Origin of the sequence: Saccharothrix mutabilis subsp. mutabilis (assembly GCF_039521145.1) — a bacterium.
Lineage (GTDB): Bacteria > Actinomycetota > Actinomycetes > Mycobacteriales > Pseudonocardiaceae > Actinosynnema > Actinosynnema mutabilis.
In genome coordinates this window covers 164,329-190,464 of record NZ_BAAABU010000004.1, presented here as the reverse complement: position 1 = coordinate 190,464, position 26,136 = coordinate 164,329, and the positions used below count along the sequence as shown (strand labels likewise).

Sequence of the window (26,136 nt, the reverse complement as noted above, 5' to 3'; positions counted from 1 at the left end):
AGGTGCTCCCATTCGCGCATGGTCCGACGACGAGCCGCCCTCCTCTGCGCGGGGCTGCTCGTGGCCACCGCGGTGGTCCCGGCGTTCGGTGAACGCCCCCAGCCCGCCGTGGTCACCGCCGCCGGCGCGCCCGCCCCGCTCGCGTACGTCCTCTCGCGGCACGGCCAGGTCCAGGTCCTCGACCCGGCCGACAGCACGGTCCGCGCCGAGGTGGACACCGGCGCGTGGGCCACCGGCGCGGCGGTCTCCCCGGACGGCACCCGCGTCTACGTCGTCAACGGCTACGCGGGCGTGATCACCGCCGTGGACCCGCTGGTCGGCAAGGTCGTCGGCCGCATCCACACCGGCGCGCAACTGGCCCGAGCGGCCCTGCACCCCAACGGCGAGCGCCTGTACGTCACCGGCAGCGGCGTCGTGGCCGTGGTGGACACCCGCGGCTTCAACCTGGTCGCCGCCGTCCGCGTCGGCCGGCAGCCGCAGGGGATCGCGGTCGCGCCCGACGGCGACCTGGTGTTCGTGGCCAACTCCCAGGACGGCACGGTCACCGTGGTGGACACGAAGTCGTCGTCGCCGGTCGCCACGATCCCCGTCGGCGGGCTCCCGCAGAACGTCGCGATCAGCCCGGACGGCAGCGCGGTCTACGTCAGCACGCTGGAGGTCTCCGACCGCAGCGGCACCGTGACGCTGATCGACCCCCAGACCAACCGCGTCCGCTGGAGCCAGAAGGTCGGCCGCGGCGCGGGCAGCGTCGCCGTCACACCCGACGGCGAGCGCGTGTACGTGGCCCTGGACGGCGAGATCGCCGTCCTGGACACCACGACCTACGAGGTCACCCACGTCCAGCGGGACGCCCGGAGCCTGGCCATCCCGCCCGGCGACCGCCGCGTCTTCCTGGCCTGCGGGAAGACGACGACGGTCCTGGACGGCACCGACAACGCGGTCCTGACCACGTTCCACCACAGCGCCCTGGACAGCACCCCGCTGCACGACAACGGGCGCGGCTTCGACGCGGTGGCCGTGCTCTTCGCCGGGAACCGCTAGACGCGCGCGGGCACCCGTTCGTCCTCCACCGGCGGGGCCTCCTCGTGGATGGCCATGCGCTCCTGGATCCGCTTCAACGGGCCGGGCGCCCACCAGGCCGCGTTGCCCAGCAGCTTGAGCACGGCCGGCACGAGGATCATCCGCACCACGGTCGCGTCGAGCGCCAGCGCGAGGATCATGCCGACGCCGACGAACCGCATCATCGCGATCTGCGAGAACGCGAACGCGCCGGTCACCACGATCAGCAGCAACGCCGCCGCCGTGATCACCCGCCCGGTCTTGGCCAGGCCGGTGGCCACCGCTTCCTCGGTCGACGCGCCGCGTCCGCGCGCCTCGACCATGCGGGACATCAGGAACACCTCGTAGTCCGTGGACAACCCGAACACCATGGCCGCCATCAGCACGACGATGCCCGACTCCAGCGGACCCGGCGTCACACCCAGCAGGTCGGCGCCGTAGCCCTCCTGGAAGACCAACACCAGCACGCCGAACGTCGCCGACAGCGACAGCGCGCTGACCACGACCGCCTTGATCGGCAGCAGGATCGAACCGAACGCCAGGAACATCAGCAGGAACGTGGCGCCGACCAGCATCAGCACCATCCACGGCAGCTCGGCGCGCACGGCGTCGAGGCTGTCCGACACCACGGCCGTGTTGCCGCCGACGAGCACCTCGTCGCCCGGCCCGTCCAGCGCCCGGACGTCCTTCATCGCCTGCTTGGCCTCGTCGGACAGCTGGTCCACGTCGAGACCGGCGTTGACCAGCCACACGCCGTTCTTCGGCTCGGCGGCGAGGACGGCCTCACCGACCCCGGGCACCGCGCCGACCCGCGCCGCGAACGCCTGCACGTCCGCCGGCGCCGGGTCGCCGGTGATCACGATCTTGATGCTGCCCGACGCCAGGCCGGGGAAGTCGTTGTTGATCGACTCGGCCGCGACGCGCACGGCGTTGCCCTCGGGCAGGACCTTCTCGGTGACCTGGCCGAACTTCACGCCGAGGAACGGCGCGCCCAGCGCGACGAGCACCGCGATGATCGGCAGCGCGAACAGCACGGGCCGCTTCATGACCACGCCGGCGAGCTTGCGCCAGCCGCGCTCGGACGGCTCGCCCTTCTTGCGCCACGGCATGGCCAGCTTGTCCACGCGGTGGCCGAGGACGCCCAGCAGCGCGGGCAGCAGGGTCAGCGACACGACCATCGCGATCGCGACCGCGGACATGCCGCCGTAGCTGAGCGACTTGAGGAAGCCGTGCGGGAACAGCAGCAGCCCGGACAGCGCGATGACCAGCAGCGTCGCCGAGAACACGACCGTGCGGCCGGCGGACATCACGGTCCGCTTCACCGCCTGCTCGGGCGTGCGGCCGGCGGCCATCTCCTCGCGGAACCGGCCGACGATGAACAGGCCGTAGTCGATCGCCATGCCCAGGCCGAGCAGGCTCGCGACGTTGACCGCGAACGAGTTGACCTCCGCGCCCAGCGAGATCGCGTGCAGCACGCCCAGCGACCCCATGATCGCCAGACCGCCGACCAGCACCGGCAGGGACGCCGCGACCAGGCCGCCGAAGATGACGATGAGCAGGAGCAGCACGATCGGCAGCGACACGGCCTCGGCGGTGGCCAGGTCCGACGACGACATGTCGTTGATGGCCTTCTGGGTCGGGATGAACCCGCCCACGACCTCGCTGATCCCGTCGACGTGCAACTGGTCCTTGATCTGCTCGTACTGCTTGACGTGCGTGTTGGAGTCGCTGCCGCGCAGCGTGATCGCCACCAGCGACTTGCCCGCCTCGGGGGACGGGTACGGGTCCTGCACGGTCAGGACGGCGTCGGAGGGCAGGCCGGACAGCTGGGCGTCGATCTTCCGCAACTGCGCCGGGTCCACCGTGTCGTACACGACGACGACGTCACCGCCGGTGCGGCCGAACGCCTGCTCGGCGACCTTGTTGGCGCGGGCGGACTCGCTGTCCGGGGCGTCGTAACCGCCCTGGCTCAGCTTGTCGAACACCCCCAGGCCCCACACGCCGCCCGCGACGGCCAGCACCACCGTCGCGATGAGCACCACCCATCGGCGGCGGTACGCCAGCGATCCCCACTTCGCGAACAAAGCGTCCTCCCAGGCTGATGCGTTACGGTGGCGTGAATGGCGTGAACTTCGTAAACACCGTTCACTGAGATCCCCGCCCGACCGTACGCCCGGTGAACACCGTTTACAACCCGATGGGGTGACATATGACCGAGGCCACGCGCCGCGAACGGCTCCGAGCCGAGACGGAGCGCGACATTCGAAGGCAAGCACGTGCCCTGTTGGTGTCGCATGGTCGTGATGCTGTCACCCTTCGTGCCATCGCCCGGGAATTGGGCATCACCGCACCCGCCCTGTACCGGTACTACGACTCCCGCGAAGACCTGCTCCGCCGGCTCGTCGACGACATCTGCACCGACCTCGCGGTCGAACTGGACACCGACCTGGCGGTCATCCCGGCCGACGACATCACCGCGCAGGTCTACGCCGTGTGCCACGGCTTCCGGCGCTGGGCGCTGGCCCACCCGCAGGAGTTCGCGCTGGTGTTCGCGAGCACCGAGGACACCCTCGGCATCTGCCGCCCGGACCAGCGCGCCCAGGTGGGCGACCAGTTCGGGCGGATCTTCCTGCAGGTGGCGGGCCGGCTCATCGCGAGCCACCCGGCCCCGACACCGCCGCACACCGACGTGCCGGAGAGCCTGCACGCCGACCTGGAGTCGTTCCGGGCAGTCCTGCTCGACACCGTCGCCGCCCAGGGCGAACCGGTGGACCCGGAGGTGCTGCCGCTGAGCGCGGTCTACCACATCACGCAGTCGTGGGTCCGCCTCTACGGGCACGTGGCCCTGGAGGTCTTCGGCCGGTTCCCGTTCGCCATCGGCAACCCGGAACCGATGTTCGACTCGATGCTGGCCCAGATCCTGGCCGAGATGGGCTTCACGGACTGACCCGGGACGCGCGACGGGCCGCCCTCCGCGCCGGAGGGCGGCCCGTCGTCGCTACAGCACCACGTTGACCAGGCGGCCTGGCACGACGATCACCTTGCGGGGTTCGCCGCCGCCGACCAGCTCGGCCACCTTCGGGTCGGCCAGGGCGGCGGCCCTGACCTCGTCCTGACCGGCCGACGCGGGCACGACCACGCGGGCCTTCACCTTGCCGTTGACCTGGATCGGGTACTCGACCGTGTCCTCGACCAGGTACTTCTCGTCGGCCACCGGGAACGGCCCGTGCGCCAGCGACTCGCCGTGGCCCAGCCGCTCCCACAGCTCCTCCGCCACGTGCGGGCACAGCGGGGCCAGCAGCAGCACCAGCGGTTCGGCGATGGCGCGGGGCGCGCCGCCCGGGTGGTGCTTGGTGATGTGGTTGTTCAGCTCGATCAGCTTCGCGCCCGCCGTGTTGTAGCGCAGGTTCGCGTAGTCCTCGCGCACGCCGGCGACCGTCTTGTGCAGCAGCCGCAGCGCTTCCTCGGTCGGCTCCTCGTCGGTGACCCGCAGGGCGCCGGTCTCCTCGTCGACCAGGTTGCGCCACAGGCGCTGCAGGAACCGTTGCGCGCCGACGACGTCCTTGGTCGCCCACGGCCGGGACACGTCCATCGGGCCCATCGACATCTCGTACAGGCGGAACGTGTCCGCGCCGTACCGGTCGCACATGTCGTCCGGCGTGACGACGTTCCTCAGGCTCTTGCCCATCTTGCCGTACTCGCGCTTGACCTCTTCGCCCTCGAAGAAGTACTTGCCGTCGCGCTCCTCCACCTGCTCGGCGGGCACGTACACGCCCCGCGCGTCGGTGTAGGCGTACGCCTCGATGTAGCCCTGGTTGAACAGCCGCCGGTACGGCTCGTCGCCGGACACGTGGCCCAGGTCGAACAGCACCTTCTGCCAGAACCGCGCGTACAGCAGGTGCAGCACCGCGTGCTCGACACCGCCGATGTACAGGTCCACGCCGCCCGGGTCGTTCGCGCCGTGGTCCTGCGTGCGCGGGCCCAGCCAGTAGCGCTCGTTCTCGGCGTTGACGAACCGGCTGTCCTCGGTCGGGTCCACGTAGCGCAGCTGGTACCAGCAGGAACCGGCCCAGTTCGGCATGGTGTTGGTCTCGCGCCGGTACTTCTTGCGCCCGTCGCCCAGGTCCAGCTCGACCTCGACCCAGTCCTCCGCGCGCGACAGCGGCGGCGACGGCTCGGAGTTCGCGTCGTCCGGGTCGAACGTCCGCGGCGAGTAGTCGTCCACGTCGGGCAGCTCGATCGGCAGCATCGACTCCGGCACCGCGACCGGCACGCCGTCCTCGTCGTAGACGATCGGGAACGGCTCGCCCCAGTACCGCTGGCGGGAGAACAGCCAGTCGCGCAGCTTGTACTGCACGGTGCCCTCACCGCGGCCCTGCTCCTCCAGCCAGGCGATGATCGTCTTCTTGGCCTCGGCGACGTCCAGGCCGTCCAGGAAACCGGAGTTGATCGCGGGGCCCGCGCCGGTGAACGCCTCGCCGTCGAAGTCGGCGGGCGGCTGCACGGTCCGGATGATCGGCAGGTCGAACGCCTTGGCGAAGTCCCAGTCGCGCTGGTCCTGGCCGGGCACCGCCATGATCGCGCCGGTGCCGTAGCCCATCAGCACGTAGTCGGCGATGTAGACCGGGATCTCCGCGCCGTTCACCGGGTTCACGGCGTGCGCCCCGGTGAAGACGCCGGTCTTCTCCTTGTTCTCCTGGCGGTCCAGTTCGGACTTGCGCGCCACCTCGCGCCGGTAGGCCTCGATCGCCTCGACGTGGTCGGGCGTCGCGATGACGTCCACCAGCGGGTGCTCCGGCGCCAACACCATGTAGGTCGCGCCGAACAGCGTGTCCGGGCGGGTGGTGAAGACCTCGATGTCGGTGTCGCCGCAGGCGAACTTCACGCGGGCGCCGTGCGAGCGGCCGATCCAGTTGCGCTGCATCGACTTGACCTTCTCCGGCCAGTCCAGCCGGTCCAGGTCGTCGATCAGGCGGTCGGAGTAGGCGGTGATCCGCATCATCCACTGGCGCAGCGACCGGCGGAACACCGGGAAGTTGCCGCGCTCGCTGCGGCCGTCGGCGGTGACCTCCTCGTTGGCCAGCACGGTGCCCAGGCCGGGGCACCAGTTGACCGGCGCCTCGGACAGGTAGGCCAGGCGGTAGCCGCCCAGCACCTTCTGCTGCTCGGCGCGGGTCAGCTCGCACCAGCCGCGGCCGTCCGGGGTGGCCCGCTTGCCCTGCGCGAACTCGGCCTCCAGCTCGGCGATCGGCCGCGCCTTGCGCGCCTTGTCGTCGTACCAGGAGTTGAAGATCTGCAGGAAGATCCACTGGGTCCACTTGTAGTACGCCGGGTCGATCGTGGAGATGCGGCGGCGCTCGTCGTGGCCCAGGCCCACCCGGCGGATCTGGCGCAGGTAGGTCTGGATGTTGTCCTCGGTGGTCTTGCGCGGGTGCTGGCCGGTCTGCACGGCGTACTGCTCGGCGGGCAGGCCGAACGCGTCGAAGCCCATCGTGTGCAGCACGTTGCGGCCGGTCATCCGGTGGTAGCGCGCGAACACGTCGGTGCCGATGAACCCCAGCGGGTGGCCGACGTGCAGCCCGGCGCCGGACGGGTACGGGAACATGTCCTGCACGAACAGCTTGTCCGCGGGCACGTCACCCTTGAGCGGGCCGACCGGGTTGGGCGCGTGGAACGTGCCGCGCTCCTCCCACTCGCGCTGCCACCGCTGCTCGATCTCCGCCGCCAGTGCGGCGGTGTAGCGGTGGGCGGGCGTCTCAGCCGCCGCGTCGGTGCTCATCTGGGTAGTCCCTTCCGGTTGCCGGCCCCTGACATGACGAAACCCCCCAGCCCTGATGGGCATGAGGGGTTGCCGCGCCGACCCTTTCGTGCGGGTCCGCGCGGCTAGATAAGGAGCAGGCGGGCCGTGCTCATGTGTCCACGGTATCAGCGGACCGCAAGCAGGATGAACCGGGTGAACCCCTCGGGGCGGAGTCGTCGTCGCTGACCAGGGGACCACCGTGCGTTCACCGTTCCCCGGGCGGCGTCGTCGTTCACGGGCGGCGGAAGCCGGACGGGTCCGCCGGCGGGCGATCGGAGGACCTGGTTCGACCTTGATCGAAGGACGCGCCTACCCTCGAACGCGTGAACATCGTGCTGCTCGTGGTGCTGGGCTTGGTCGGCGTGGCGTTCGGGACGACCGGCGTGCTGGGTCTGCGCGGCCTCCTGCGCCGCAACCGCTTCTTCGGCGTCCGGACCGCGGCCACCCTCCGCGACGACGAGACGTTCGCGATGGCCAACCGGGTGGCCGCCGTGCCCACCGCGGTGGCGGGCGCGGTCGCCCTGCTCACGGCGGTGGCGGTGCTGCTCAACCCGGGGACCGCGCTGGTCGTCGGCCTGGTGGGCCTGGTGGGCTCGCTGGTCATCGCCGCCGCGGGCGGGGTCGTGGCGCACCGGGCCGCCGAGGCGATGCCCGCGCCCGAACCGGCCGGCTGCGGCGGGTGCGCGTGCGCCGGGGCGTGCGGCGTGCTCCAGCGCGCCTGACCCCACCGGAGTTCACGGCCCGGACGCCCAAGTCAGTTGCGGCGGACGTCCATGGGGAACGTGGCCAGCAGGGCGGTCGGCATGCCCTGGCGGCGCAGGACGCGGCCCCACAGGTCGGTGTTCGGCGGGGTCAGGACGTCGTCGGGCAGGCCCGGCACCACGATCCAGTCGCCGCGGTCGATCTCGCCCGCCAGCTGGTCCTCGCCCCACCCCGCGTACCCGGCGAACACGCGCAGGCCGCGCACCTTCGGGACCAGCGCGTCGGGGTCCGAGTCCAGGTCGATCAACGCCACCGGTCCGTGCACGCCGACCACACCTTCGAGCGAACTGTGGTCCTCGCCGGCCCGCAGCGCGGCCAGGCACAGGGCCGTCTTCTGCTCCACCGGACCGCCGATGTAGACCGCCTGCGGCCGGGACACGTGCGGCCCCCACGCGGGCAGGACGTCGTGCACCGCCACCTCGCTCGGCCGGTTCAGCACCACGCCCAGCGTGCCCTCCCCGCGGTGGTCGATGACGTAGACCACCGTGCGGCGGAAGTTCGAGTCGGTCAGGCTCGGCGCCGCGACCAGCAGGGAACCCGGTTCGACTTCGGCATCAGGGCGCACCAGCCCATGATCCCAGACGGCGCACATCACACCCGTCGCGGAACATCCGCGTTACCGTGTTCGTTGCAGTGACCGTCAGGTGCCATCGAGTCCCCCGGGCCCAACACAAACCGCCTTCGCGGAATACCGCACGGCTGGAGCCGCGAAGCGCAATCCGCCGAGAGGCGACCGGGCACCTGGCGCCAGGGAGGCCGGACCCACCACGGGTCCGGCCTTCTTGGCACCCGCCCCCTGATTCCCCCTCCCGTTCACCCGAGCGGCCGACCGCAGGGCATAGGCTCGTGACGTGACCACTGCCGGGACGACCACGGCAAAGCACCACCTCGGGATCCGCAAGCTCCTCGCCCTGGCGGACTTCCGCAGGCTGCTGGCCTCCCGGCTCGCGGCCCAGTGGGGCGACGGCCTGTTCCAGGCCGGTCTCGCGGGCGCGGTGCTGTTCAACCCCGAACGGCACGCCGACCCGCTCGCCGTCGCCGCCGGGTTCGCGGTCCTGCTGCTCCCGTACTCCGTGGTCGGCCCGTTCGCGGGCGCGCTGCTCGACCGGTGGGACCGCCGCCGCGTCCTGGTCGTGGCCAACCTCACCAGGGGCGCGTTCATCCTGCTCACGGCCGCCGCCGTGGGCCTGGGCCTGGACGGCGTCCCGCTCTACGCGTCCGCCCTGTTCGTCACCGGCGTGAGCCGGTTCGTCGGCTCGGGCCTGTCCGCGTCGCTGCCGCACGTCGTGGACGACGACCACCTGGTCGAGGCGAACGCGTTCGTCACCACCCTCGGCGCCCTGACCGCCGTGCTCGGCGCGGGCTGCGCGGTCGGGCTGCGGCAGGTGCTGGGCTCGGGGGACGGCGGTTCGGCGTGGACCACGACGTTCGCCGTCATCGGCTCGGTGGCCGCGGCGTTCCTGGCGTCCCGGTTCGCGCGCGGCGTCCTGGGCCCGGACGAGGTGGACGAGCCGTCCCGCACGGTGACCGCCGTCGCCCGGGGCCTGGCCGACGGCGGCCGGGCCGCGTGGCACACGCCCAGCGTGTCCGCCGCCCTGCTGGCGCTGCTCGCCCACCGGGCCGCGTTCGGCATGTCGCTGCTGATCACGCTGCTGCTGATGCGCAACTCGTTCACCGACTCCGGCCCGTTCCGGGCGGGCCTCGCGGGGCTGGGCGAGGTCGCGGTGTTCGGCGGCGCGGGCATCCTGGTCGCGGGCCTGGTCACCGACCGGGTCGTGGACGTGCTCGGCCGCCGCGGCACCGTGTGCGGCGCGCTGGGCCTGGCCGCCGCGACCCAGCTCGGCCTCGGCCTGCCCATGACGCTGCCGACCACGCTGTTCGCGTCGTTCCTGCTCACCTTCGCGGGTCAGGCGGTCAAGCTGTGCGTGGACGCGGCCGTGCAGCACGACATCGGCGACGAGGTGCGCGGCCGGGTGTTCGCGCTCTACGACACGCTGTTCAACGCCACGCAGGTGGCGGCGGTGGCGGTCGCCGCGGCGGTCGTGCCACTGGACGGCCGGTCGCCCGGCCTGGTCGTCGCGGCGACCGTCGCCTACCTGCTCGGCATCGCCGGTTTCCTGGCGCTAAACCGGCGCGTACGGCACGGGTAGCCGGATCATCCCGATCTCGTGCGCGTACACCACGGCCGCCATGCGGTCCCGCAGGTCCAGCGCCCGCAGGATCTCACCGACGACCACACCGACCTGGCGCTGCGTGACCGCGAGGACGCGTGCGATCTCGTGATCGGCCAACCCCCTGGCCAAGCACCTCAGCACGGCCCGCTGGTGATCGGTCAGCACGGCCAGCCCGTCCGCCCGAGTGCCCCCCTCTGTGGACAACCCCCAAGCGTTCATGCGACACCACCCCCAAATGTGCGTCTACCCCCGACGCACACAGTCATGGTGTCGCAACCGGCTGTCACTTGGCTAACGGAAAGCGGGTGATTGTTTCACCAGGAGTCACCCGGGGAGGTCGATCCCCTCGGCGCGCGCCCACGCCAGCAGCTCCGCCACGGCCTCGTCGCGGTCCAGCGGACCCCGGTCCAGGCGCAGCTCCTTGAGGAACTTCCACGCCTTGCCGACCTGCGGCCCCGGCGGCAGCCCGAGCAGCTCCATGATCTCGTTGCCGTCGAGGTCGGGCCGCACGCGGCGCAGGTCCTCCTCGGCGGCGAGGCGCGCGATCCGGCGCTCCAGCTCGTCGTAGGTGCGCTGGAGCGTGTTGGCCTTGCGCTTGTTGCGCGTGGTGCAGTCGGCCCGGACCAGCTTGTGCAGGCGCGGCAGCAGGTGGCCGGCGTCGGTGACGTACCGGCGCACCGCCGAGTCGGTCCACTCGCCGGAGCCGTAGCCGTGGAAGCGCAGGTGCAGGTACACCAGCTGCGAGACGTCCTCGACGACCTCCTTCGAGTACCGCAACGCGCGCAAGCGCTTGCGTGCCATCTTCGCGCCCACCACCTCGTGGTGGTGGAACGAGACGCCGCCGCCCTCCTCGAACCTGCGGGTGTCCGGCTTGCCGATGTCGTGCAGCAGCGCCGCGAGCCGCAGCACCAGGTCCGGCTCGGGCGTGTCCTCCAGGTCGATCGCCTGCTCCAGCACGACCAGCGAGTGGTGGTAGACGTCCTTGTGCTGGTGGTGCTCGTCGATCTCCAGCTTCATCGCGGGCAGCTCGGGCAGCACGACGTCCGCGAGCCCGGTCTCGACCACCAGCTCGATCCCCGCGCGCGGGAACGCGCCGGTCAGCAGCTTGGACAGCTCGGCCTGCACCCGCTCGGGCGTGATCCGGGCCAGCTCGCCGGCCATCGCCCGCATCGCCTCCACCACGCGCGGCGCGGGCCGGAAGCCGAGCTGCGCGACGAACCGGGCCGCGCGCAGCATCCGCAGCGGGTCGTCGGAGAACGACTGCTCGGGCGTCGCGGGCGTGTCCAGCACCTTCGCGGCCAGCGCCGCCCGACCGCCGGTCGGGTCCACCAGCTCGCGGGCGACCAGGTCGAACGCCATCGCGTTGGCGGTGAAGTCGCGCCGGACCAGGTCGCCGTCGATCGAGTCGCCGAAGGTCACCTCGGGGTTGCGGGTCACGCCGTCGTAGGCGTCCGCGCGGAACGTGGTGATCTCCAGCGTCAGGCCGCGCTTGGCCGCGCCGACCGTCCCGAACGCGATGCCGGTGTCCCACACCGCCTCGGCCCAACCGGACAGCAGCTTCTGCACCGCCGGCGGCCGGGCGTCGGTGGTGAAGTCCAGGTCGTAGGAGCCGGTCAGGCGACCCAGCAGCGCGTCACGGACACTGCCGCCCACGAGGTAGAGCCGGTGCCCCGCGGCGGCGAACCGCTCGGCCAGCTCGTCGGCGACGGGGAACCCGCTGAGCAGCTCCACGACGTCATCTGGGGACAGCTTCGATCCGGACACGAAAGGCCAGCCTTCTATCAGCGGGGGTGTGGTCCCAAGTCAGGTCGTCTAAGTCAAGCATGCGAGGGTACCGGTTACCTTGGGCAATGCCGGGGTCACGACCGGTAATCAGGGGACGTGACTACCATCAGGTCATGCCCCACTCGTCCGGTCGCTCCGGCGGTCCCAAGCCGAGGCGTCGGAACCGACGTCGCGGTCGCCGCCTGAAGACGGTGGACGAGACGTCGGCGGGCGGCCTCGTGCTCGACCGCCTGCGCGGCGCGGCGGCGATCATCGGCCGGCTGGACCGGCGGGGCAGGCTCCTGTGGTCGCTGCCGAAGGGCCACATCGAGGCCGGCGAGACCGCGGAGCAGACCGCGGTGCGCGAGGTCGCGGAGGAGACCGGTATCCATAGCAGGGTGCTGCGGCCCCTCGGCTCGATCGACTACTGGTTCGTCGCCGAGGACCGCCGGGTGCACAAGACCGTCCACCACTTCCTCCTCGAAGCGCTGGGCGGCGAGTTGTCCGACGAAGACGTGGAGGTCACCGAGGTGGCGTGGGTGCCCCTTGGCGAACTGGACGAGCGGCTCGCCTACGCGGACGAGCGGCGGCTGGTGCGCCGGGCCGTCGACCTGCTCGCCGGGTCCGAACTGCCCGACCTGGTCACCGCGGCCCGCACCGAGGTGTCGGTGCCCCGTGAGATGATCGACTCGGGGGCCGGCGGCCACGCGGCCGAAGACGGGGCGGAGCGCGCGTGAAACGGCTGCTGTCCGCCCTCGCGGCGGCCGGGCTCCTGCTCACCGGCTCGCCGGCCCTGGCCGCGCCGGTCGACGACCTCGTCGGCCCGCCCCGACCCGACACCGCGACCCGACCCGCCGCCCAACCCGGCGCCGGGTCCGCGACCGCCGGTCAGGCGGGCGAGCCCGTCGCGGGCCAACCCGTCACCGGCCAACCCGTCACCGGCCAACCCGTCACCGGCCAACCCGTCGCGGGCCAACCCGGCGGCCAGGTCGACGGCGCGCTGTCCTCGGCCCCGCCCGGCCCGGTCGGCGGCGTCCTCGCGGGCCGCATCCCGGTCAAGCCCGCGCCCGCCACGCAGGTGTGGTCGACCCGCGCCCTGTCCAGCCAGCCCGGCCAGAACGCCCCGGCCCGGCTCCGGCTCGACATCGAGGCGCTCACCCCCCGCGTGGTCACCGCCGACACCGAGTCCGTCACGGTCACCGGCAAGGTCGTCAACATCGGCGACCGCCCGCTGTTCGACCTGGAGCTGCGCCTGGAGCGCGGCGACGCCCTGAAGTCCGAGGACGAGGTCCGCCGCGCCCTGCGCGAGCCCACCGACGCCGAACTGGTCCAGCCCTGGTTCACGCCCATCGTGGACGAGCTGCGGGAGAACGAGAGCAAGCCGTTCACCCTCACCGTCCCGGTCCGCGGCGCCGGCAACACCTCGCTCAAGATCGACCAGCCGGGCATCTACCCGGTCCTGGCCAACATCAACGGCCGCCCGCAGGACGGTGGCCGCGCCCGCCTGGTCGCCCTGAGCACCCTCCTGCCCGTGCTGGGCGTCCCCGGCGGCACCCCGCTCGGCGCGCCCGCCAACCCGGCGCGGATCACCCTGCTGTGGCCGCTGGTGGACCGCCCGCGGATGGTCTCCGGCGGCCTGGAGCCGGTGCTCGCCGACGACGAGCTGGCCGGGTCCCTCGCGCTCGGCGGACGCCTGTACGGCCTGCTCATGGCCTACGAGTCCGCGCTGGACGGCCCGCTGGGCCCGGCCGTGTGCCTCGCCGTGGACCCCGACCTCCTGCGGACGGTGTCCACGATGGCCAAGGGCTACCAGGTGCGCGGCCAGGGCGCGGGCAAGGGCAGCGGCGCGGCGGAGCTGTGGCTGGCCCGGCTCAAGCTGCTCGCCGGCGGCCGGTGCGTGATCGCGCTGCCCGACGCCGACGCCGACCTGGTCGCGCTGTCCCGCGCCCGGCTGACCGACCTCGGCGCGCTCGCCGGCAAGGGCGTCGACGTGGTGCGCCAGATCCTCGACGTGCAGGCCCAGCAGGGCCTCGCGTGGCCCGAGGACGGCGTCGTGGACGAGCAGACCCTCGCCGACCTCGCCGCGCAGGGCGTGACCTCCCTGGTGGTCGACCAGTCCGCGGTCGCGGGCACCGCCGGCACCGCGCCGGTCCGCGTCGACGGGCCCGGCGGCAAGCCGGTGACCGCCGTCCGGATCGACGACATGGTGTCCGACGCGCTGCGCGGCGGCCCCGCCCAGACCGCCGCCGGCATCACCACCCCGACCGAGAACCGCCCGGTGTCGGTGCAGAACGCGCTGGCCGCGCTGGTCTACCGGACCGCCTTCCAGGGCGACGGCCGGCACCTCGTGATCACGCCCCCGCGCCGCTGGAACGCGCCGACCGGCGAGGTCGACACGTTCCTCCAGCAGACGAAGTCCCTGGTCGGCTCCGGGTTCGCCACGCCGGTGGGCCTGCCGACCCTGCTCGGCGCGGCCCCGCCCGAGCAGCGCTCGACGCTGAGCTACCCGGTCGAGTCGGGCGCTCGGGAGGTCTCCCCGGCCGTCACCGCCGAGGTGTCCTCGACCTGGCAGCAGCTGCAACGGCTGTTCGGGGCGATGGCCCAGCAGGACGCCGAGTCCACCAAGCCGGGCGACCTGGTCGAGCCGACCCGGCTGAACCTGCTCCGCGCGGTGTCCGGGGCGTGGCGCGGCAACGAGTCCGGCGCGCGCGCCACCCTGGCCACCGGCCGGGAGCAGTTCGACGCGCTGCGCGGCCAGGTCAGCGTGTCCGAGCCGAGCAGCCCGATCCTGCTCGCGTCCGGCGACAGCCCCATCCCGGTGACCATCCGCAACCGGCTCGACGTGCGGGTCACCGTGCGCATCCTGGTCGAGGACACCCCGGGCATCCTGGTCGAGCAGCAGCCCGACGTGGTGCTGCCCGCGCGCGGCGACCGGCAGCTCACCGTGCCGGTCGAGGTGCTGCGGTCGGGCCGGTTCCCGGTGCACGTCCGGCTGACCACGCCGGACGGCGTCGAGCTGGGCGAACGGGCCCGGCTGGAGGTGTCCTCCTCGGCGTACGGGACCATCACCGTCGTCATCACCGCCCTCGCGGGCGCCCTGCTCGTGCTGCTGTCCGCCCGGCGCATCTACCGGCGGGCGCGCGCGGCGAAGTCCGCGGCGGCGGTGCCGAGCACAGCCGGCCCGGGGCAACCGGAAGCGGTCACGCCGGAGAGGTCGAGCGCGAGTTGAGCGGAACGAGCACGGTGGTCGAGCAGCAGAAACCCCCGTCGGTGGCCCGTGCCTCCGGCTCGATGGCCATCGCCACGATCGTCAGCCGGGTCTCCGGCCTGTTGTCCAAGCTGCTGCTGATCACCATCATCGGCGCGGACGTCCTCAACGACTCGTACCAGGCGGCCACCACGCTGCCGACGATGATCAACGAGCTGCTGCTCGGCGGCATCCTCACGTCGGTCGCGATCCCGCTGCTGGTGCGCGCCGAGAAGGAGGACGCGGACGGCGGCGAGTCCTACGCCCAGTGGCTGATCACCATGTCGGTGGTCGTGCTCGGCGTCGGCACCGCCATCGCCATCGCCTGCGCGCCGCTGCTGACCGCGATGTTCACCAGCGGCGCGGACGAGGCGAACCCGGCGCTGGTGACCGCGTTCGCCTACCTGGTGCTGCCCGGCATCGTGTTCTACGGCCTGTCCGCGCTGCTCGGCGCGATCCTGAACACCCGGCACGTGTTCGGTCTACCCACCTGGGCGCCGGTGCTCAACAACGTCGTGGTCATCCTGACCCTCGGCGTGTACTGGCTGATGCCGGGGGAGATCTCGCTCGACCCGGTCCGCATGGGCGAGCCGAAGCTGCTGGTCCTGGGCCTGGGGACGATGCTGGGCGTGGCCGTGCAGGCGTCGGTGATGCTGCCCGCGATGAAGCGCACCGGGTTCCGGTTCCGCTGGCGGTGGGGCTGGGACCGGCGGCTCGCGGAGTTCAGCGGCCTGGCCTTCTGGGTGCTGCTGTACGTGGCGCTGGGCCTGGTCAGCATGGCGGTGCTGACGCGCGTCGCGCTGAACTCGACCGGCGCGCTGACCGCCTACAACTACCAGTGGCTCGTGGCGCAGGTGCCCTACGGCGTGCTGGGCGTGTCGCTGCTGACCGCGCTGATGCCGAAGATGTCCCGCGCGGCGGCGGCCAACGACACCGGGGCGCTGGTCGGCGACCTGTCGTTCGGCAACCGGATGTCGTCGATCCTGCTCATGCCGTTCAGCGCGCTGATGACCGTCGGCGGCGTGGCCATCGGCGTGGCGGTGTTCTCGCACGGCGAGGCGGGCCTGGCCGGCGGCGAGCGGATGGGCCAGGCGCTGGCGCTGTCGGCGTTCGGGCTGGTGCCCTACGCGATCACGCTGCTCCAGCTGCGGGTGTTCTACGCGCTGAAGGACGCCCGGACGCCGACGATCATCCAGGCGATCATGGTCGTGGTCCGGATCGCGCTGCTCTACGGGTTCCTGGAGTTCGCGCCGCGCGAGAAGCTCGCCGTGGGCGTGTCGATCGCCATGTCGCTGAGCTTCGTCGTGGGTTGCCTGGTCGGGCAGCTCTGGTTGCGGATCCGGTTGGGCCGGCTGCGGACCGGGTACACGGCGTGGACGATCTGCCTGAGCGTGGTGGCGTCGGCCCTCGGCTTCGGGGTGGCGGCGGGAGCGGCGTGGCTCGCCGTCGAACTGCTGGGGACCGAAGGCCCCGTCGCCTCCGCCTGGGTGGAGATGACCGTGTCGACGATCGTGGGACTGCCGCTGAGCTTCCTGCTGATGGCGGTGTTCCGGGTACCCGAGGTGAAGCCCGTGGTGGACAAGATCAGCCGTCTGGTGCGGCGGCGGTGAGCGTGCCGACAGAGCCGAGTCCCGTACCCTCGGGCGCGTGAGCAGCGGCCCGATCCAGAACACCTCGCTGGTGCCCGGCGGGGTCATCGGCGACGGCCGCTACCGGCTGCTCGCCCGCTCAGGCGTGGACCAGCGCTGCGACGCCGAGTTGTGGCGGGCGCGCGACGGCCAGCTCAACCGGGACGTCGCCCTGACGATCCTGGTCGGCGACCCGGCCGACGCCCAGGCGCTGGCCCGGGCCAAGCGGACCGCCGAGCGGGCGACGCACGCGGCGAGCTTCACCCACCCGGGGGTGTCCCGGGTGATCGACGTCCTGACCCCGGGCACCGGCGTGAAGCCGGCCGAGGGCATCCTCGGCATCGTCGTGGCCGAGTGGACCCAGGGCACCGACCTGATGGACCTGATCGCCGAGGGCCCGCTGCCCGCCGGCGCCGCGACCCGCCTGCTGGAGCCCCTGGGCGCGGCGATCGAGGGCGCGCACCACGCAGGCCTGGTCCTGGGCGCGGACCACCCGCAGCGCATCCGGGTGACCTCCGACGGCCGGCTGCGCCTGGCGTTCCCCGGCCCGCGGCCGGACGCGATCGCCCGCGACGACGTCAAGGGCCTGGGCGCGATCCTGTACCTGCTGCTGACCGGCCGGTGGGCGCTGCCCGGCGGCCCGGACGGCGTGCCGGTCGCCCCGACCGGGCCGGACGGTTCGGTCGTCGCGCCGAGCGCCCTGCACCCGTACGTGCCGCACGAGCTGTCGTCGGTGGCGGTGCGGTCCCTGGAGGACACCAGCGTGGGCGGCATCCGCACGTCCGCCGCGATCCTCCAGGTGCTGGACCAGATCGCCGAGTCCGAGGCGCAGACCGCGCTGATCCAGCCGGTGAACGCCGAGGACGACGGCGCGGTGTGGACCACCCAGCGCCCCCAGCGCGGGCGCGACCACAAGCGCAAGCTGTGGATCAGCGTGGCGGTGCTGGCGGCGGCGACCGTCGCGGTCATCGTCTGGCTGGGCGTGCAGATCGTGAGCTTCTTCAGCGACGAGCCCACCAAGGGCGGCGGCCCGACGGTGGTGATCGGCCAGACCACGCCCGCGACCTCCGGGCAGCCGGCCCCGCCCGCGCCGACCCCGGCCGGACCGGTGCAGCCGGCGTCGATCGGCGTCTACGACGTCACCAACCAGCCGGACAACGCCAACCGCGCGAACCGGGCGGTGGACAACAACCCGACGACGGTGTGGCAGACGGAGAACTACTTCCAGCCGTTCCCGACCCTCAAGCCGGGCATCGGCCTGATGGCGTCCTTCGCCGAACCGGTGAAGCTCGCGTCGGTCACGATCACCTCGCCCAGCGAGGGCACGGTGGTCGAGATCCGGGTCGCGGCCTCGGAGAACGCCCCGCTGGAGGAGACCAAGGTGATCGCCACGGCCACCCTGTCGCCGGGCCAGACCCAGGTCCAGCTGGGCGAGCACGAGGCCACCCAGCACCTGCTCGTGTGGGTGACGAAGCTGGCGGGCGGCGGCCGGAACCACAAGTCCGAGATCGCCGAAGTGGTCTACACGCGGGCCCAGTGACCCCGCCGCGCCTACTCCCAACGGGTGATCGAACCGCCACTCGCCAGGGCCGATAGGCTTCCCGCGTGACCGCCGCAGCCAGCTCGGACGCAGACCTCATCGCGGCGCACGCCGCGGGTGACCCGCACGCCTTCTCGGAGTTGGTCAGACGGCACCGGGACCGCATGTGGGCCGTCGCGCTGCGCACGCTGCGCGACCCCGAAGAGGCGGCCGACGCGTTGCAGGAGGCGTTCATCTCCGCCTTCCGCGCCGCCGCGAGCTTCCGGGCCGAGTCGCAGGTCACCACGTGGCTGCACCGAATAGTCGTGAACGCCTGCCTCGACCGGATGCGCAGGCGGCAGACGCGCCCGACCGTGCCGCTGCCCGAGGCCGGGCCCGGCGAGCCGGTCGCGCCCCGCGACGCGATGGCCGAGCGGGAGACCCGGCTGGTGGTCCAGGCGGCGCTGAGCGAGCTGCCCGAGGAGCAGCGCGCGCCCATCGTGCTGGTTGACGTGGAGGGGTATTCCGTCGCCGAGACGGCCCAGCTCCTGGGCATCGCCGAGGGCACGGTCAAGTCGCGGTGCGCCCGGGGTCGCGCGAAGCTGGCCAAAGTTCTCGGGCACCTCCGGAACCAGAGTGCAGATGCGAACGTCCCAGTGAGCGATGTGCAGGTGCAACAGGGACGTCAGTTGGAGGAACGATGACCGGCAATGTGCGGCGTTCGGGGCCGCCGTGGTCCGTCGACCTGCTGGCTGACCTGCACGCGGGTGTCCTGGACCCGCAGACCGAGGCGGAGCTGCGGGCGGCCGTGGCGCACGACCCGGAGGCGCGGGACATCCTCGCCGCCCTCGACGCGACCGTCGCCGACCTGCGCGACCTGCCGCCGATCCCGATGCCGCGCGAGGTCGCGGACCGGATCGACGCGGCGCTGGCCGAGGAGTTCCGGCGCGCGGGCGCCTCGCCCGCGCAGCCCGTCGCCCCGGTGGTGGACCTCGCCGCGCGGCGGCGGAAGAAGCAGCTCGGGTGGGGCGCGGGACTGCTCGCCGCGGCGGCCGTCGCGGTCGGCGTGGTGGTCGTCAGCACCCAGGGCAGCCCGACGTCCGAGCCCGGCGACAACATGGCCGGACCGACCTCGGCGAACACCCCGGTCCCGACGCAGCGCCCGCTGGCGGTGAAGGGCAACGACTTCGGCCCGGTCTTCGGCGACGTGCTCAAGGCGCAGAACTACGGGCCGCTGGAGAACCAGGACAAGCTGGCCGGCTGCCTGCAGGGCGCGAACATCGCGAGCGCCAAGCCGCTGGGCGTCAGCCCGATCACGCTGGACGACAAGGCCGCCGTGATGGCGATCCTGCCGGGCGGCAAGCCGGGCGCGTTCAAGATCGTGGTGCTGGACCCGGACACCTGCGGCCCGGACAACCCCAACGGCGTCCTGGCCACCAGCCAGATCACGCCGTAGCAGGGGCAAGCGGCAGTAGTCCACCTCACCCGACAGATCAGGAATTGCGGCACCCTACGATCCGTTGAGCAGAAGTGCAGGCCCATGCCTGTCACGACAAACGGAGGTCGAGGGTGTCGGACGTTCGGAACCTGATCGTCGTGGGATCGGGGCCCGCCGGGTACACCGCGGCGGTCTACGCGGCGCGCGCGCAGCTCGAACCGCTGGTGTTCGAGGGCTCGCAGTACGGCGGGGCGCTGATGACCACGACCGAAGTCGAGAACTACCCCGGCTTCCGCGACGGCATCATGGGGCCCGACCTCATGGAGCAGATGCGCGAGCAGGCCAAGCGCTTCGGCGCCGAGCTGCGCGCCGAGGACGTGGAGCGGCTGGAGCTGGAAGGCGACGTCAAGCACGTCACCGCCAACGGCGTCCGCTACGCGGCCAAGGCCGTCATCCTCGCGATGGGCGCGGCGGCCCGCTACCTGCACATCCCCGGTGAGCAGGAGCTGCTCGGCCGCGGCGTGTCGGCGTGCGCGACCTGCGACGGCTTCTTCTTCCGCGACCAGGACATCGCGGTGGTCGGCGGCGGCGACTCGGCGATGGAGGAGGCCACGTTCCTCACCCGCTTCGCCCGGTCGGTCACGCTGATCCACCGCCGCGAGGAGTTCCGCGCGTCGAAGATCATGCTGGAGCGCGCCCGCGCCAACGAGAAGATCAAGTGGCTGCTCAACGCCGAGGCCGTCGAGGTCGTCGGCGAGGGCGGCACGATGTCCGGCCTCAAGGTGCGTGACACCCGGACGGGTGAGATCAGCGAGCACCCGTTCACCGGCTTCTTCCTGGCGATCGGCCACGACCCGCGCAGCGACCTCGTCCGCGGCCAGGTCGACGTGGACGACGCCGGCTACGTGAAGGTCAAGGGCCAGAGCACCTACACCAACCTCGACGGCGTGTTCGCGGCCGGCGACCTGGTCGACCACACCTACCGCCAGGCGATCACCGCCGCGGGCTCCGGCTGCTCCGCCGCGATCGACGCGGAGCGCTGGCTGGCCGAGCACGGCGAGTCCGAGGCGAACCTCACGCCCGAGTTCGTGGGCGGCGGCTACGGCGACTCCGCCGACTGACCCCCAGCTAGTCCCGCGTTTCCCCGCCTGAAGAGGAGAGAACATGGCAGGCGCCACCGTCGCTGTGACCAGCGACAGCTTCACCGAGAACGTGCTCCAGAGCGACAAGCCGGTCCTGGTCGACTTCTGGGCGACCTGGTGCGGCCCGTGCAAGATGGTCGCCCCCGTGCTGGAGGAGATCGCCGCCGAGCACGCCGAGAAGATCACGGTGGCGAAGCTGGACATCGACGCCAACCCGTCGATCGCCCGCGACTACCAGATCATGTCCGTCCCGACCATGATCCTGTTCCAGGGTGGCCGCCCGGTGAAGCAGATCGTGGGCGCGAAGCCGAAGGCCGCGCTGCTCAACGACCTCGCCGACGTGCTCGCCTGAGTGCAACCCGGAGCGTGACCCGTCCGTCTTCATGGTGAGACGGACGGGTCACGCTTTTGTGGGCGGGTAACCACTCCCAGTAGCCCAACGAGGAGCATCGGCCCGAGCAAGGCACAATAGGGCGTCAACCTCAGCGTCGGCGCCGTCGACGCCTTAGTGAACGAGGGGTACATGCTGCTACTCCGCCGCGGGGATTTCGGTCCGGACGTCGCCGAGGTGAGGGCCACGCTGACCCGGCTCGGCCTGCTGTCCGATCCGCAGCCGTCTCAGGTGTTCGACCTGCCGGTCGAGCACGCCGTGCGCGCGTTCCAGCAGCAACGGGGTCTGATCACCGACGGCGTCGTCGGCCCCGCCACCTACCGCGCGCTGCGCGACGCCACCTTCCGCCTCGGCGACCGGCCGCTCGCCTACCTGATGTCCCAGCCGGTGACCGGCGACGACGTGTTCGCCCTGCAGGAGCGCCTGCTGGAGCTGGGCTACGACGCAGGCCGGCCCAACGGCGAGTTCGGGCAGCAGACCGAGCAGGCGCTGCGCAGCTTCCAGCGCGACTACGGCCTGATCGTGGACGGCATGTGCGGCCCGGACACCGTCCGCGCGCTGCGCCAGCTCCAGCCGAAGGTCCGCGGCGGCCGGCCGGTGTTCCTGCGCGAGCAGGAGCGCGTCCGCAAGGCCGGGCCGCGGCTGTCGGGCAAGCGGATCATCATCGACCCGGGCCACGGCGGCACCGACCGCGGTGTCGTGGTCGGCGGCGTGTCCGAGGCCGACGTGATGCTGGACCTGGCCCGCCTGCTGGAGGGCAAGATGGCCGCGACCGGCATGGAAGCCCTGCTCACCCGCGGTCCGCACAACTGCCCGGACGAGAGCGATCGGGCGCGCTTCGCCAACGAGGCGGGCGCCGACCTGATCCTGTCGCTGCACAGCGACGGCAACAAGTCGCCGCTGGCCAACGGCGTGGCGAGCTTCCACTACGGCACCGGCAACGGCACGTCGTCCACCGTCGGGGAGGCCCTGGCGGGCTTCATCCAGCGGGAACTGGTCGCCCGGACGGGCATGCTGGACTGCGGCACCCATCCCAAGACGTGGGACATGCTGCGGATGACCAAGTGCACGGCCGTCCGCGTCGAGGTCGGCTACCTGACCAACGACCAGGACCGCGCCCGCCTGGCCACGCCCGCGTTCCGGGACGTGGTCGCCGAGGGCATCCTGGTGGCCGTGAAACGCCTGTACCTGCTGGGCAAGGACGACCAGCCGACCGGCACCTTCACCCTCGACGACCTCATGCGCCACGAACTGGCCACCGGCCAGCGCTCGGCCGGCTAGAACAGCAGCAGCAGGTAGAGGCTGACCAGCAACCCGCAGGCCAGGGTGTGGGCCACCGGGTTGCGGGTCAGGATGGCGACGAACTCGCGCAGGAACGCGCTGGGCAGGAAGTAGAACGCCGTCCGCGACCCGATCACGCCCATCTTCAGCCGCAGCCGCCGCGCGGTCACCGCCGTGCGGAACACGTGGTAGTTGTTGGTGACCGCCACGGTCCGGCCGCTGTGGCCCTCCGAGTCCAGCACGGCCCGGCTGTAGCGCAGGTTCTCCTCCGTGGTGGTCGCCTGGTCCTCCAGCAGGACCGCAGCCGCCGGCACGCCCGCGTCGACCAGGTACCGCTGCATCGCCTGTGCCTCGGACACCTGCTCGTCGGCCCCCTGGCCACCGGACACGACGATCACCGGCGCGCCGCCCGCCGCCACCTCCCGCCGGTACAGCTGCGCGGCCCGGTCCAGGCGGGACGCCAGCAGGGGCGGGACGCGGTCGCCGAGCAGGCCGGAGCCGAGCACGACGACGGCGTCGAAGCCCGTCCGGCGACCGGTCTTGCCGTAGAGCACCGAGTACAGCAGCAGGCTGACGAACAGGAACGCCAGGTACGCCGACACGATCAGCAGTGAGCCGACCACGGCGTGCACCCACGTCCGCGGGTCGTCCAGGGCCAGCAGGAACGCCACCACCAGCCCGACGATCGCCAGGCCCGCGAGCAGCGACAACAGGTTCCCGAGGCTGCGCCCCTCGCGCCGCACCATCAGCAGCCCGTTCACGACCAGCGCGATCGGCAGCACCAGCCCGCACCCGAGGACCGCGATCGCGACCGCCCACCCCAGCAGGTCGTCCAGCCACCACGGCAGGTCGTCCTTGGTCAGCAGCCACAGCAGGGCGGCCACCAGGGTCAGCCCCAGCCACACGGCGTTGGCCAGCCGCCGCCGGTCGCGGCGCACGCCCAGGACGAAGAACACGGCCGACACCAGGCCGAAGATCGCGAACACCACGGGGTGAAACCTAGACCGCGCAGGTCACCCCGGCATCTCCCACGGGATGCCGGACAGCACCCGGCCGGTCTCCAGCAACGACTTGAGGTTGGACAGCACGGCCGCCCACCCGGCCGCCGCCTGGGCGCGCTCGGCGTCGTCGGCGAGGTCCTCGTGGGTCACGGTGAGCCGCACGATGCCCTTGTACGGCTGGATGAGGAAGGTGGCGGTCGAGGCCTCCCGCGGGTCCTCCGGGTCCCGCCACGTGGTCACCAGGCGGTTCGGTGGGTCGCTCTCCAGCACCTCGCCCACCACGTCGTCCACGTCCGAGTCGACCCGGCGGTGCGCCCACGTCGAGCCGACCTGCCAGTCGGAGATGTTGCGGTGCCCCCAGTAGGCCGCGGTCAGGTCCGGGTCGGTGAGGGCCTCCCAGACCTTCTCCGGCGTGCTCTCGATGTACGTGACGTACACGAACTCGGGTTTCATCGCGTTCTCCGCTCGTCGTTTGACCTCGGCGAGCACCCGCAGCCGGGGGCGCTCGAACTTGTCGATCCACCGCTCCTGGACCTCGTGCAGCGGCACCGGGTTGAGGTAGTGCAACTTCTCCCGGCCCCGGCGGACGGTGCTGACCAGGTTCGCGGCCTCCAGCACGGCGAGGTGCTGGGTGGCGGACTGACGCGTCATGCCCACCCGCGCGCACAGCTCGCCCAGCGTCTGGCCGTTCTCCTCGTGGAGCCGGTCCAGCAGGTAGCGCCGGGTCGGGTCGGCGAGGGCCTTGAAGACCTTGTCCACACCGTAAACGTTATGCAGGCAAAAACCTGCATGTCAACCCGCGCGAAAGGAACCGCAGCTCAGAGCGGTGAAATCAGACGGGACGGAAGCTCGGCTCGGCCGTCGACACGGTCACGGAGCTGAGCAGCCGCTCCAGCGCCGCCTCCACGTCTTCCTTCCACGAGGACGCGCTGCGCAGCTCCAGCCGCAGCCGGGGCCAGCGCGGGTGGGGGCGCACGGTCTTGAAGCCGACGCTGGTCAGGAAGTCCGCGGGCGTCACGCACGTCCGCTCGTCCTCGATCGGCTGCGCGTCGCCGAAGGCCTCGATCGCCTTCACACCGCGGCGGGTCAGGTCCTTCGCCACGGTCTGCACCAGCACGCGCCCGAGCCCGCCGCCGCGGAACTCCGGCAGCACCTCCAGGCCCGTCATCAGCACGGCGTCCGGGCTGGCGGGGGAGGTGGGGAAAGCCAACGAGCGGGGCACCGCCGCGGGTGGCGCGTAGAACACGGAGCCGGCGGGGATCCCGTCGCAGTAGATGATCCGTCCGCACGAACCCCATTCGAGCAGGACGCTGGACACCCAGGCTTCCTTCTCGAACTCGGTGTCGCCGAACTCCTCGGCCTGCTCCTTCAGGTGGGGCGCCAGCTCCCAGAACACGCAGGTCCGGCTGTGCTTGGAGAGGTGCTCCAGGTTGTCCAGAGTGACGCCCACGACGCGTCGCGACACCCCGACCTCCCAACCCCCGAATGCAACGCCTACGAGGATAGGCGGATGTGACCCCCGCCCGGAAGGCACATGCCCCGAACGGGACGGCGGTTACACTCAGCCGGGAACAAACCCGCCGGTAACCACTACTACCTCGGAGTTCCCCGTGAACCTACCCGGACAGCCCCCGAAGCAGGGTGCCAGAAGCCTCGATCCCCACCTGCGCCGGTACGCGGCGCGCACGGCGGGGATGACGGCCTCGGAGATCCGGGCGCTGTTCGCGGTGGCAAGTCGGCCCGAGGTGGTGTCCCTGGCGGGAGGGATGCCCCACCTGGCGGCACTGCCCCTCGACTCGCTGTCCGCCGAGGTCGCGGACGTGGTGGCCACCGACGGCCTGGTGGCCCTCCAGTACGGCTCGGCCCAGGGCATCCCGGAGCTGCGCGAGCAGATCTGCGAGGTCATGGCGCTGGAGGGCATCAACGCCCACCCGGACGACGTCGTGGTCACCGTCGGCTCCCAGATGGGCCTGGACATGGTGACCCGGATCTTCTGCGACCCGGGTGACGTCGTGCTGGCCGAGGGCCCGTCGTACGTGGGCGCGCTCGGCTCGTTCTCCGCCTACCAGGCCAACGTCGTGCACGTGGCCATGGACGCCGACGGCCTGGTGCCCGAGGCGCTGCGCGAGGCCATCGCCGCCGTCGCGCGGGCCGGGCAGCGGGTCAAGTTCCTCTACACGATCCCGAACTTCCACAACCCGGCCGGCGTGACGCTCGCCGTCCAGCGCCGGGCCGAGGTGCTCCAGATCTGCCGCGAGCACGGCATCCTCGTGGTCGAGGACAACCCGTACGGGCTGCTCGGCTTCGACGGCGTGACGTACCCGGCGCTGCGGTCCACCGACCCGGACAACGTGGTCTACCTGGGCTCGTTCTCCAAGACCTTCGCCGCCGGCCTGCGCGTGGGCTGGGTGCTCGCGCCGCACGCGGTGCGCGAGAAGCTCGTGCTGGCGGCCGAGTCGGCCACGCTGTGCCCGCCCACGTTCAACCAGCTCGTCGTGTCGCGGTACCTGTCGACGCACGACTGGAAGGGCCAGATCAAGACCTACCGCGAGGCCTACCGGGAGCGGCGCGACGCGGCCATCGAGGCCCTGGAGCAGCACATGCCGCTTGGTTCCACGTGGAACAAGCCCAACGGCGGGTTCTACGTCTGGCTGACCGTGCCCGAGGGCATCGACACCAAGGCCATGCTGCCGCGGGCCATCACCCAGCGGGTCGCGTACGCGTCCGGCACCGGGTTCTACGCGGACGGGCTGGGCAGCCGTCAGCTGCGCATCTCGTACTGCTACCCGACGCCCGAGCGCATCCGCGAGGGCGTGCGGCGGCTGGCGAACGTGATCAAGGACGAGCTGGAGCTGCACGAGACGTTCGGGCCGTCAACGCCCCGCCCGGTCTCCGGTCCGCAGACCCCCTCGCCCGACACCGCCTGATTA

The 26,136-nt window shown here is 72.0% G+C and carries 22 protein-coding genes; 14 read left to right on the top strand and 8 right to left on the bottom strand.

The annotated features are described in order from the left end of the window. The first annotated feature begins 18 nt into the window (after positions 1-18). The gene (locus ABD126_RS11870) at positions 19-1,041 is read left to right on the top strand and encodes an outer membrane protein assembly factor BamB family protein (protein WP_343933818.1); all 1,023 of its coding nucleotides are present in this window, start codon (positions 19-21) and stop codon (positions 1,039-1,041) included. Here the strand turns inward: ABD126_RS11870 and ABD126_RS11865 are convergent. Beyond that, entirely contained in the window at positions 1,038-3,143 is a 2,106-nt protein-coding gene (locus tag ABD126_RS11865; protein ID WP_343933817.1) for an MMPL family transporter, read from the bottom strand. The two genes, ABD126_RS11870 and ABD126_RS11865, sit on opposite strands and share 4 nt — an antisense overlap. Before the next feature lie 125 nt (positions 3,144-3,268). Here ABD126_RS11865 and ABD126_RS11860 point away from each other — a divergent pair, with 125 nt between their 5' ends. Next, positions 3,269-4,006 carry a TetR/AcrR family transcriptional regulator gene (locus tag ABD126_RS11860; RefSeq protein WP_343933816.1) on the top strand — a complete coding sequence of 246 codons (738 nt, stop codon included), beginning with the start codon at positions 3,269-3,271 and terminating at the stop codon, positions 4,004-4,006. Between the two features lie 51 nt (positions 4,007-4,057). Here ABD126_RS11860 and leuS read toward each other — a convergent pair whose 3' ends face one another. After that, positions 4,058-6,838, bottom strand: a complete 2,781-nt coding sequence (leuS, locus tag ABD126_RS11855; RefSeq protein ID WP_343933815.1) for a leucine--tRNA ligase — start codon at positions 6,836-6,838, stop codon at positions 4,058-4,060. Positions 6,839-7,182: 344 nt separating this feature from the next. On the opposite strand from leuS, the gene ABD126_RS11850 reads away from it, so the two are divergent. Continuing rightward, on the top strand, positions 7,183-7,581 hold the full coding sequence (locus tag ABD126_RS11850) for an SdpI family protein (RefSeq protein ID WP_343933814.1): 399 nt from the start codon (positions 7,183-7,185) through the stop codon (positions 7,579-7,581). Positions 7,582-7,613: 32 nt separating this feature from the next. On the opposite strand, the gene ABD126_RS11845 is transcribed toward ABD126_RS11850, so the two are convergent. Continuing rightward, positions 7,614-8,213 carry a YqgE/AlgH family protein gene (locus tag ABD126_RS11845; RefSeq protein WP_343933813.1) on the bottom strand — a complete coding sequence of 200 codons (600 nt, stop codon included), beginning with the start codon at positions 8,211-8,213 and terminating at the stop codon, positions 7,614-7,616. A 259-nt stretch (positions 8,214-8,472) separates the two neighbouring features. On the opposite strand from ABD126_RS11845, the gene ABD126_RS11840 reads away from it, so the two are divergent. Continuing rightward, on the top strand, positions 8,473-9,771 hold the full coding sequence (locus ABD126_RS11840) for an MFS transporter (protein ID WP_343933812.1): 1,299 nt from the start codon (positions 8,473-8,475) through the stop codon (positions 9,769-9,771). Here ABD126_RS11840 and ABD126_RS11835 read toward each other — a convergent pair. Both ABD126_RS11835 and ABD126_RS11830 read right to left on the bottom strand, forming a co-directional pair. Next, positions 9,745-9,999 carry a helix-turn-helix domain-containing protein gene (locus tag ABD126_RS11835; RefSeq protein WP_343933811.1) on the bottom strand — a complete coding sequence of 85 codons (255 nt, stop codon included), beginning with the start codon at positions 9,997-9,999 and terminating at the stop codon, positions 9,745-9,747. The genes ABD126_RS11840 and ABD126_RS11835 overlap by 27 nt on opposite strands. Positions 10,000-10,119: 120 nt before the next feature. Continuing rightward, the gene (locus tag ABD126_RS11830; protein ID WP_343933810.1) at positions 10,120-11,559 is read right to left on the bottom strand and encodes a CCA tRNA nucleotidyltransferase; all 1,440 of its coding nucleotides are present in this window, start codon (positions 11,557-11,559) and stop codon (positions 10,120-10,122) included. A 134-nt stretch (positions 11,560-11,693) separates the two neighbouring features. Here ABD126_RS11830 and ABD126_RS11825 point away from each other — a divergent pair, with 134 nt between their 5' ends. The 9 genes from ABD126_RS11825 (at position 11,694) to ABD126_RS11785 (ending at position 22,205) form a co-directional block, all read left to right on the top strand. Continuing rightward, on the top strand, positions 11,694-12,296 hold the full coding sequence (locus ABD126_RS11825; protein WP_343933809.1) for an NUDIX hydrolase: 603 nt from the start codon (positions 11,694-11,696) through the stop codon (positions 12,294-12,296). Next, positions 12,293-14,788, top strand: coding sequence for a DUF6049 family protein (locus ABD126_RS11820; RefSeq protein WP_343933808.1), 2,496 nt, complete (start codon positions 12,293-12,295; stop codon positions 14,786-14,788). The genes ABD126_RS11825 and ABD126_RS11820 overlap by 4 nt, the downstream gene beginning before the upstream one ends. Then, entirely contained in the window at positions 14,785-16,416 is a 1,632-nt protein-coding gene (gene murJ / locus ABD126_RS11815) for a murein biosynthesis integral membrane protein MurJ (protein ID WP_343933807.1), read from the top strand. Before ABD126_RS11820 ends, murJ begins: the two co-directional genes overlap by 4 nt. Positions 16,417-16,453: 37 nt before the next feature. Further along, entirely contained in the window at positions 16,454-17,974 is a 1,521-nt protein-coding gene (locus ABD126_RS11810) for a protein kinase family protein (protein WP_343933806.1), read from the top strand. Positions 17,975-18,039: 65 nt separating this feature from the next. Beyond that, complete coding sequence (sigM, locus tag ABD126_RS11805; RefSeq protein WP_343933805.1) at positions 18,040-18,657, top strand: RNA polymerase sigma factor SigM; 618 nt, start codon at positions 18,040-18,042, stop codon at positions 18,655-18,657. Continuing rightward, a complete protein-coding gene (locus ABD126_RS11800; RefSeq protein ID WP_343933804.1) occupies positions 18,654-19,409 on the top strand; it encodes an anti-sigma factor family protein in 756 nt (251 codons plus the stop codon). The genes sigM and ABD126_RS11800 overlap by 4 nt, the downstream gene beginning before the upstream one ends. Positions 19,410-19,522: 113 nt before the next feature. Then, on the top strand, positions 19,523-20,512 hold the full coding sequence (trxB, locus tag ABD126_RS11795) for a thioredoxin-disulfide reductase (protein ID WP_343933803.1): 990 nt from the start codon (positions 19,523-19,525) through the stop codon (positions 20,510-20,512). Positions 20,513-20,555: 43 nt separating this feature from the next. Further along, complete coding sequence (trxA, locus tag ABD126_RS11790; protein ID WP_343933802.1) at positions 20,556-20,885, top strand: thioredoxin; 330 nt, start codon at positions 20,556-20,558, stop codon at positions 20,883-20,885. Positions 20,886-21,056: 171 nt separating this feature from the next. Then, complete coding sequence (locus ABD126_RS11785) at positions 21,057-22,205, top strand: N-acetylmuramoyl-L-alanine amidase (protein WP_343933801.1); 1,149 nt, start codon at positions 21,057-21,059, stop codon at positions 22,203-22,205. Here the strand turns inward: ABD126_RS11785 and ABD126_RS11780 are convergent. The 3 genes from ABD126_RS11780 to ABD126_RS11770 all read right to left on the bottom strand — a co-directional run bounded on the left by ABD126_RS11780 (position 22,202) and on the right by ABD126_RS11770 (position 24,671). Next, positions 22,202-23,194: a YdcF family protein gene (locus tag ABD126_RS11780; RefSeq protein ID WP_343933800.1), complete on the bottom strand. Its 993-nt coding sequence runs from the start codon at positions 23,192-23,194 to the stop codon at positions 22,202-22,204. The two genes, ABD126_RS11785 and ABD126_RS11780, sit on opposite strands and share 4 nt — an antisense overlap. Positions 23,195-23,218: 24 nt before the next feature. Further along, positions 23,219-23,965, bottom strand: a complete 747-nt coding sequence (locus tag ABD126_RS11775) for an ArsR/SmtB family transcription factor (protein ID WP_343933799.1) — start codon at positions 23,963-23,965, stop codon at positions 23,219-23,221. 73 nt (positions 23,966-24,038) lie between these two features. Then, the gene (locus tag ABD126_RS11770) at positions 24,039-24,671 is read right to left on the bottom strand and encodes a GNAT family N-acetyltransferase (RefSeq protein WP_343933798.1); all 633 of its coding nucleotides are present in this window, start codon (positions 24,669-24,671) and stop codon (positions 24,039-24,041) included. A 145-nt stretch (positions 24,672-24,816) separates the two neighbouring features. On the opposite strand from ABD126_RS11770, the gene ABD126_RS11765 reads away from it, so the two are divergent. Then, a complete protein-coding gene (locus ABD126_RS11765; protein ID WP_343933797.1) occupies positions 24,817-26,133 on the top strand; it encodes an aminotransferase-like domain-containing protein in 1,317 nt (438 codons plus the stop codon). Positions 26,134-26,136: the final 3 nt, after the last annotated feature.

Excerpts from the sequence above, each read along its gene's own strand:
- ABD126_RS11860 (WP_343933816.1), top strand. The coding sequence starts at position 3,269 with ATGACCGAGGCCACGCGCCGCGAACGGCTCCGAGCCGAGACGGAGCGC.
- leuS (WP_343933815.1), bottom strand. The coding sequence starts at position 6,838 with ATGAGCACCGACGCGGCGGCTGAGACGCCCGCCCACCGCTACACCGCC.
- trxA (WP_343933802.1), top strand. The coding sequence starts at position 20,556 with ATGGCAGGCGCCACCGTCGCTGTGACCAGCGACAGCTTCACCGAGAAC.
- ABD126_RS11825 (WP_343933809.1), top strand. The coding sequence starts at position 11,694 with ATGCCCCACTCGTCCGGTCGCTCCGGCGGTCCCAAGCCGAGGCGTCGG.
- ABD126_RS11800 (WP_343933804.1), top strand. The coding sequence starts at position 18,654 with ATGACCGGCAATGTGCGGCGTTCGGGGCCGCCGTGGTCCGTCGACCTG.
- ABD126_RS11785 (WP_343933801.1), top strand. The coding sequence starts at position 21,057 with ATGCTGCTACTCCGCCGCGGGGATTTCGGTCCGGACGTCGCCGAGGTG.
- ABD126_RS11870 (WP_343933818.1), top strand. The coding sequence starts at position 19 with ATGGTCCGACGACGAGCCGCCCTCCTCTGCGCGGGGCTGCTCGTGGCC.
- ABD126_RS11845 (WP_343933813.1), bottom strand. The coding sequence starts at position 8,213 with ATGTGCGCCGTCTGGGATCATGGGCTGGTGCGCCCTGATGCCGAAGTC.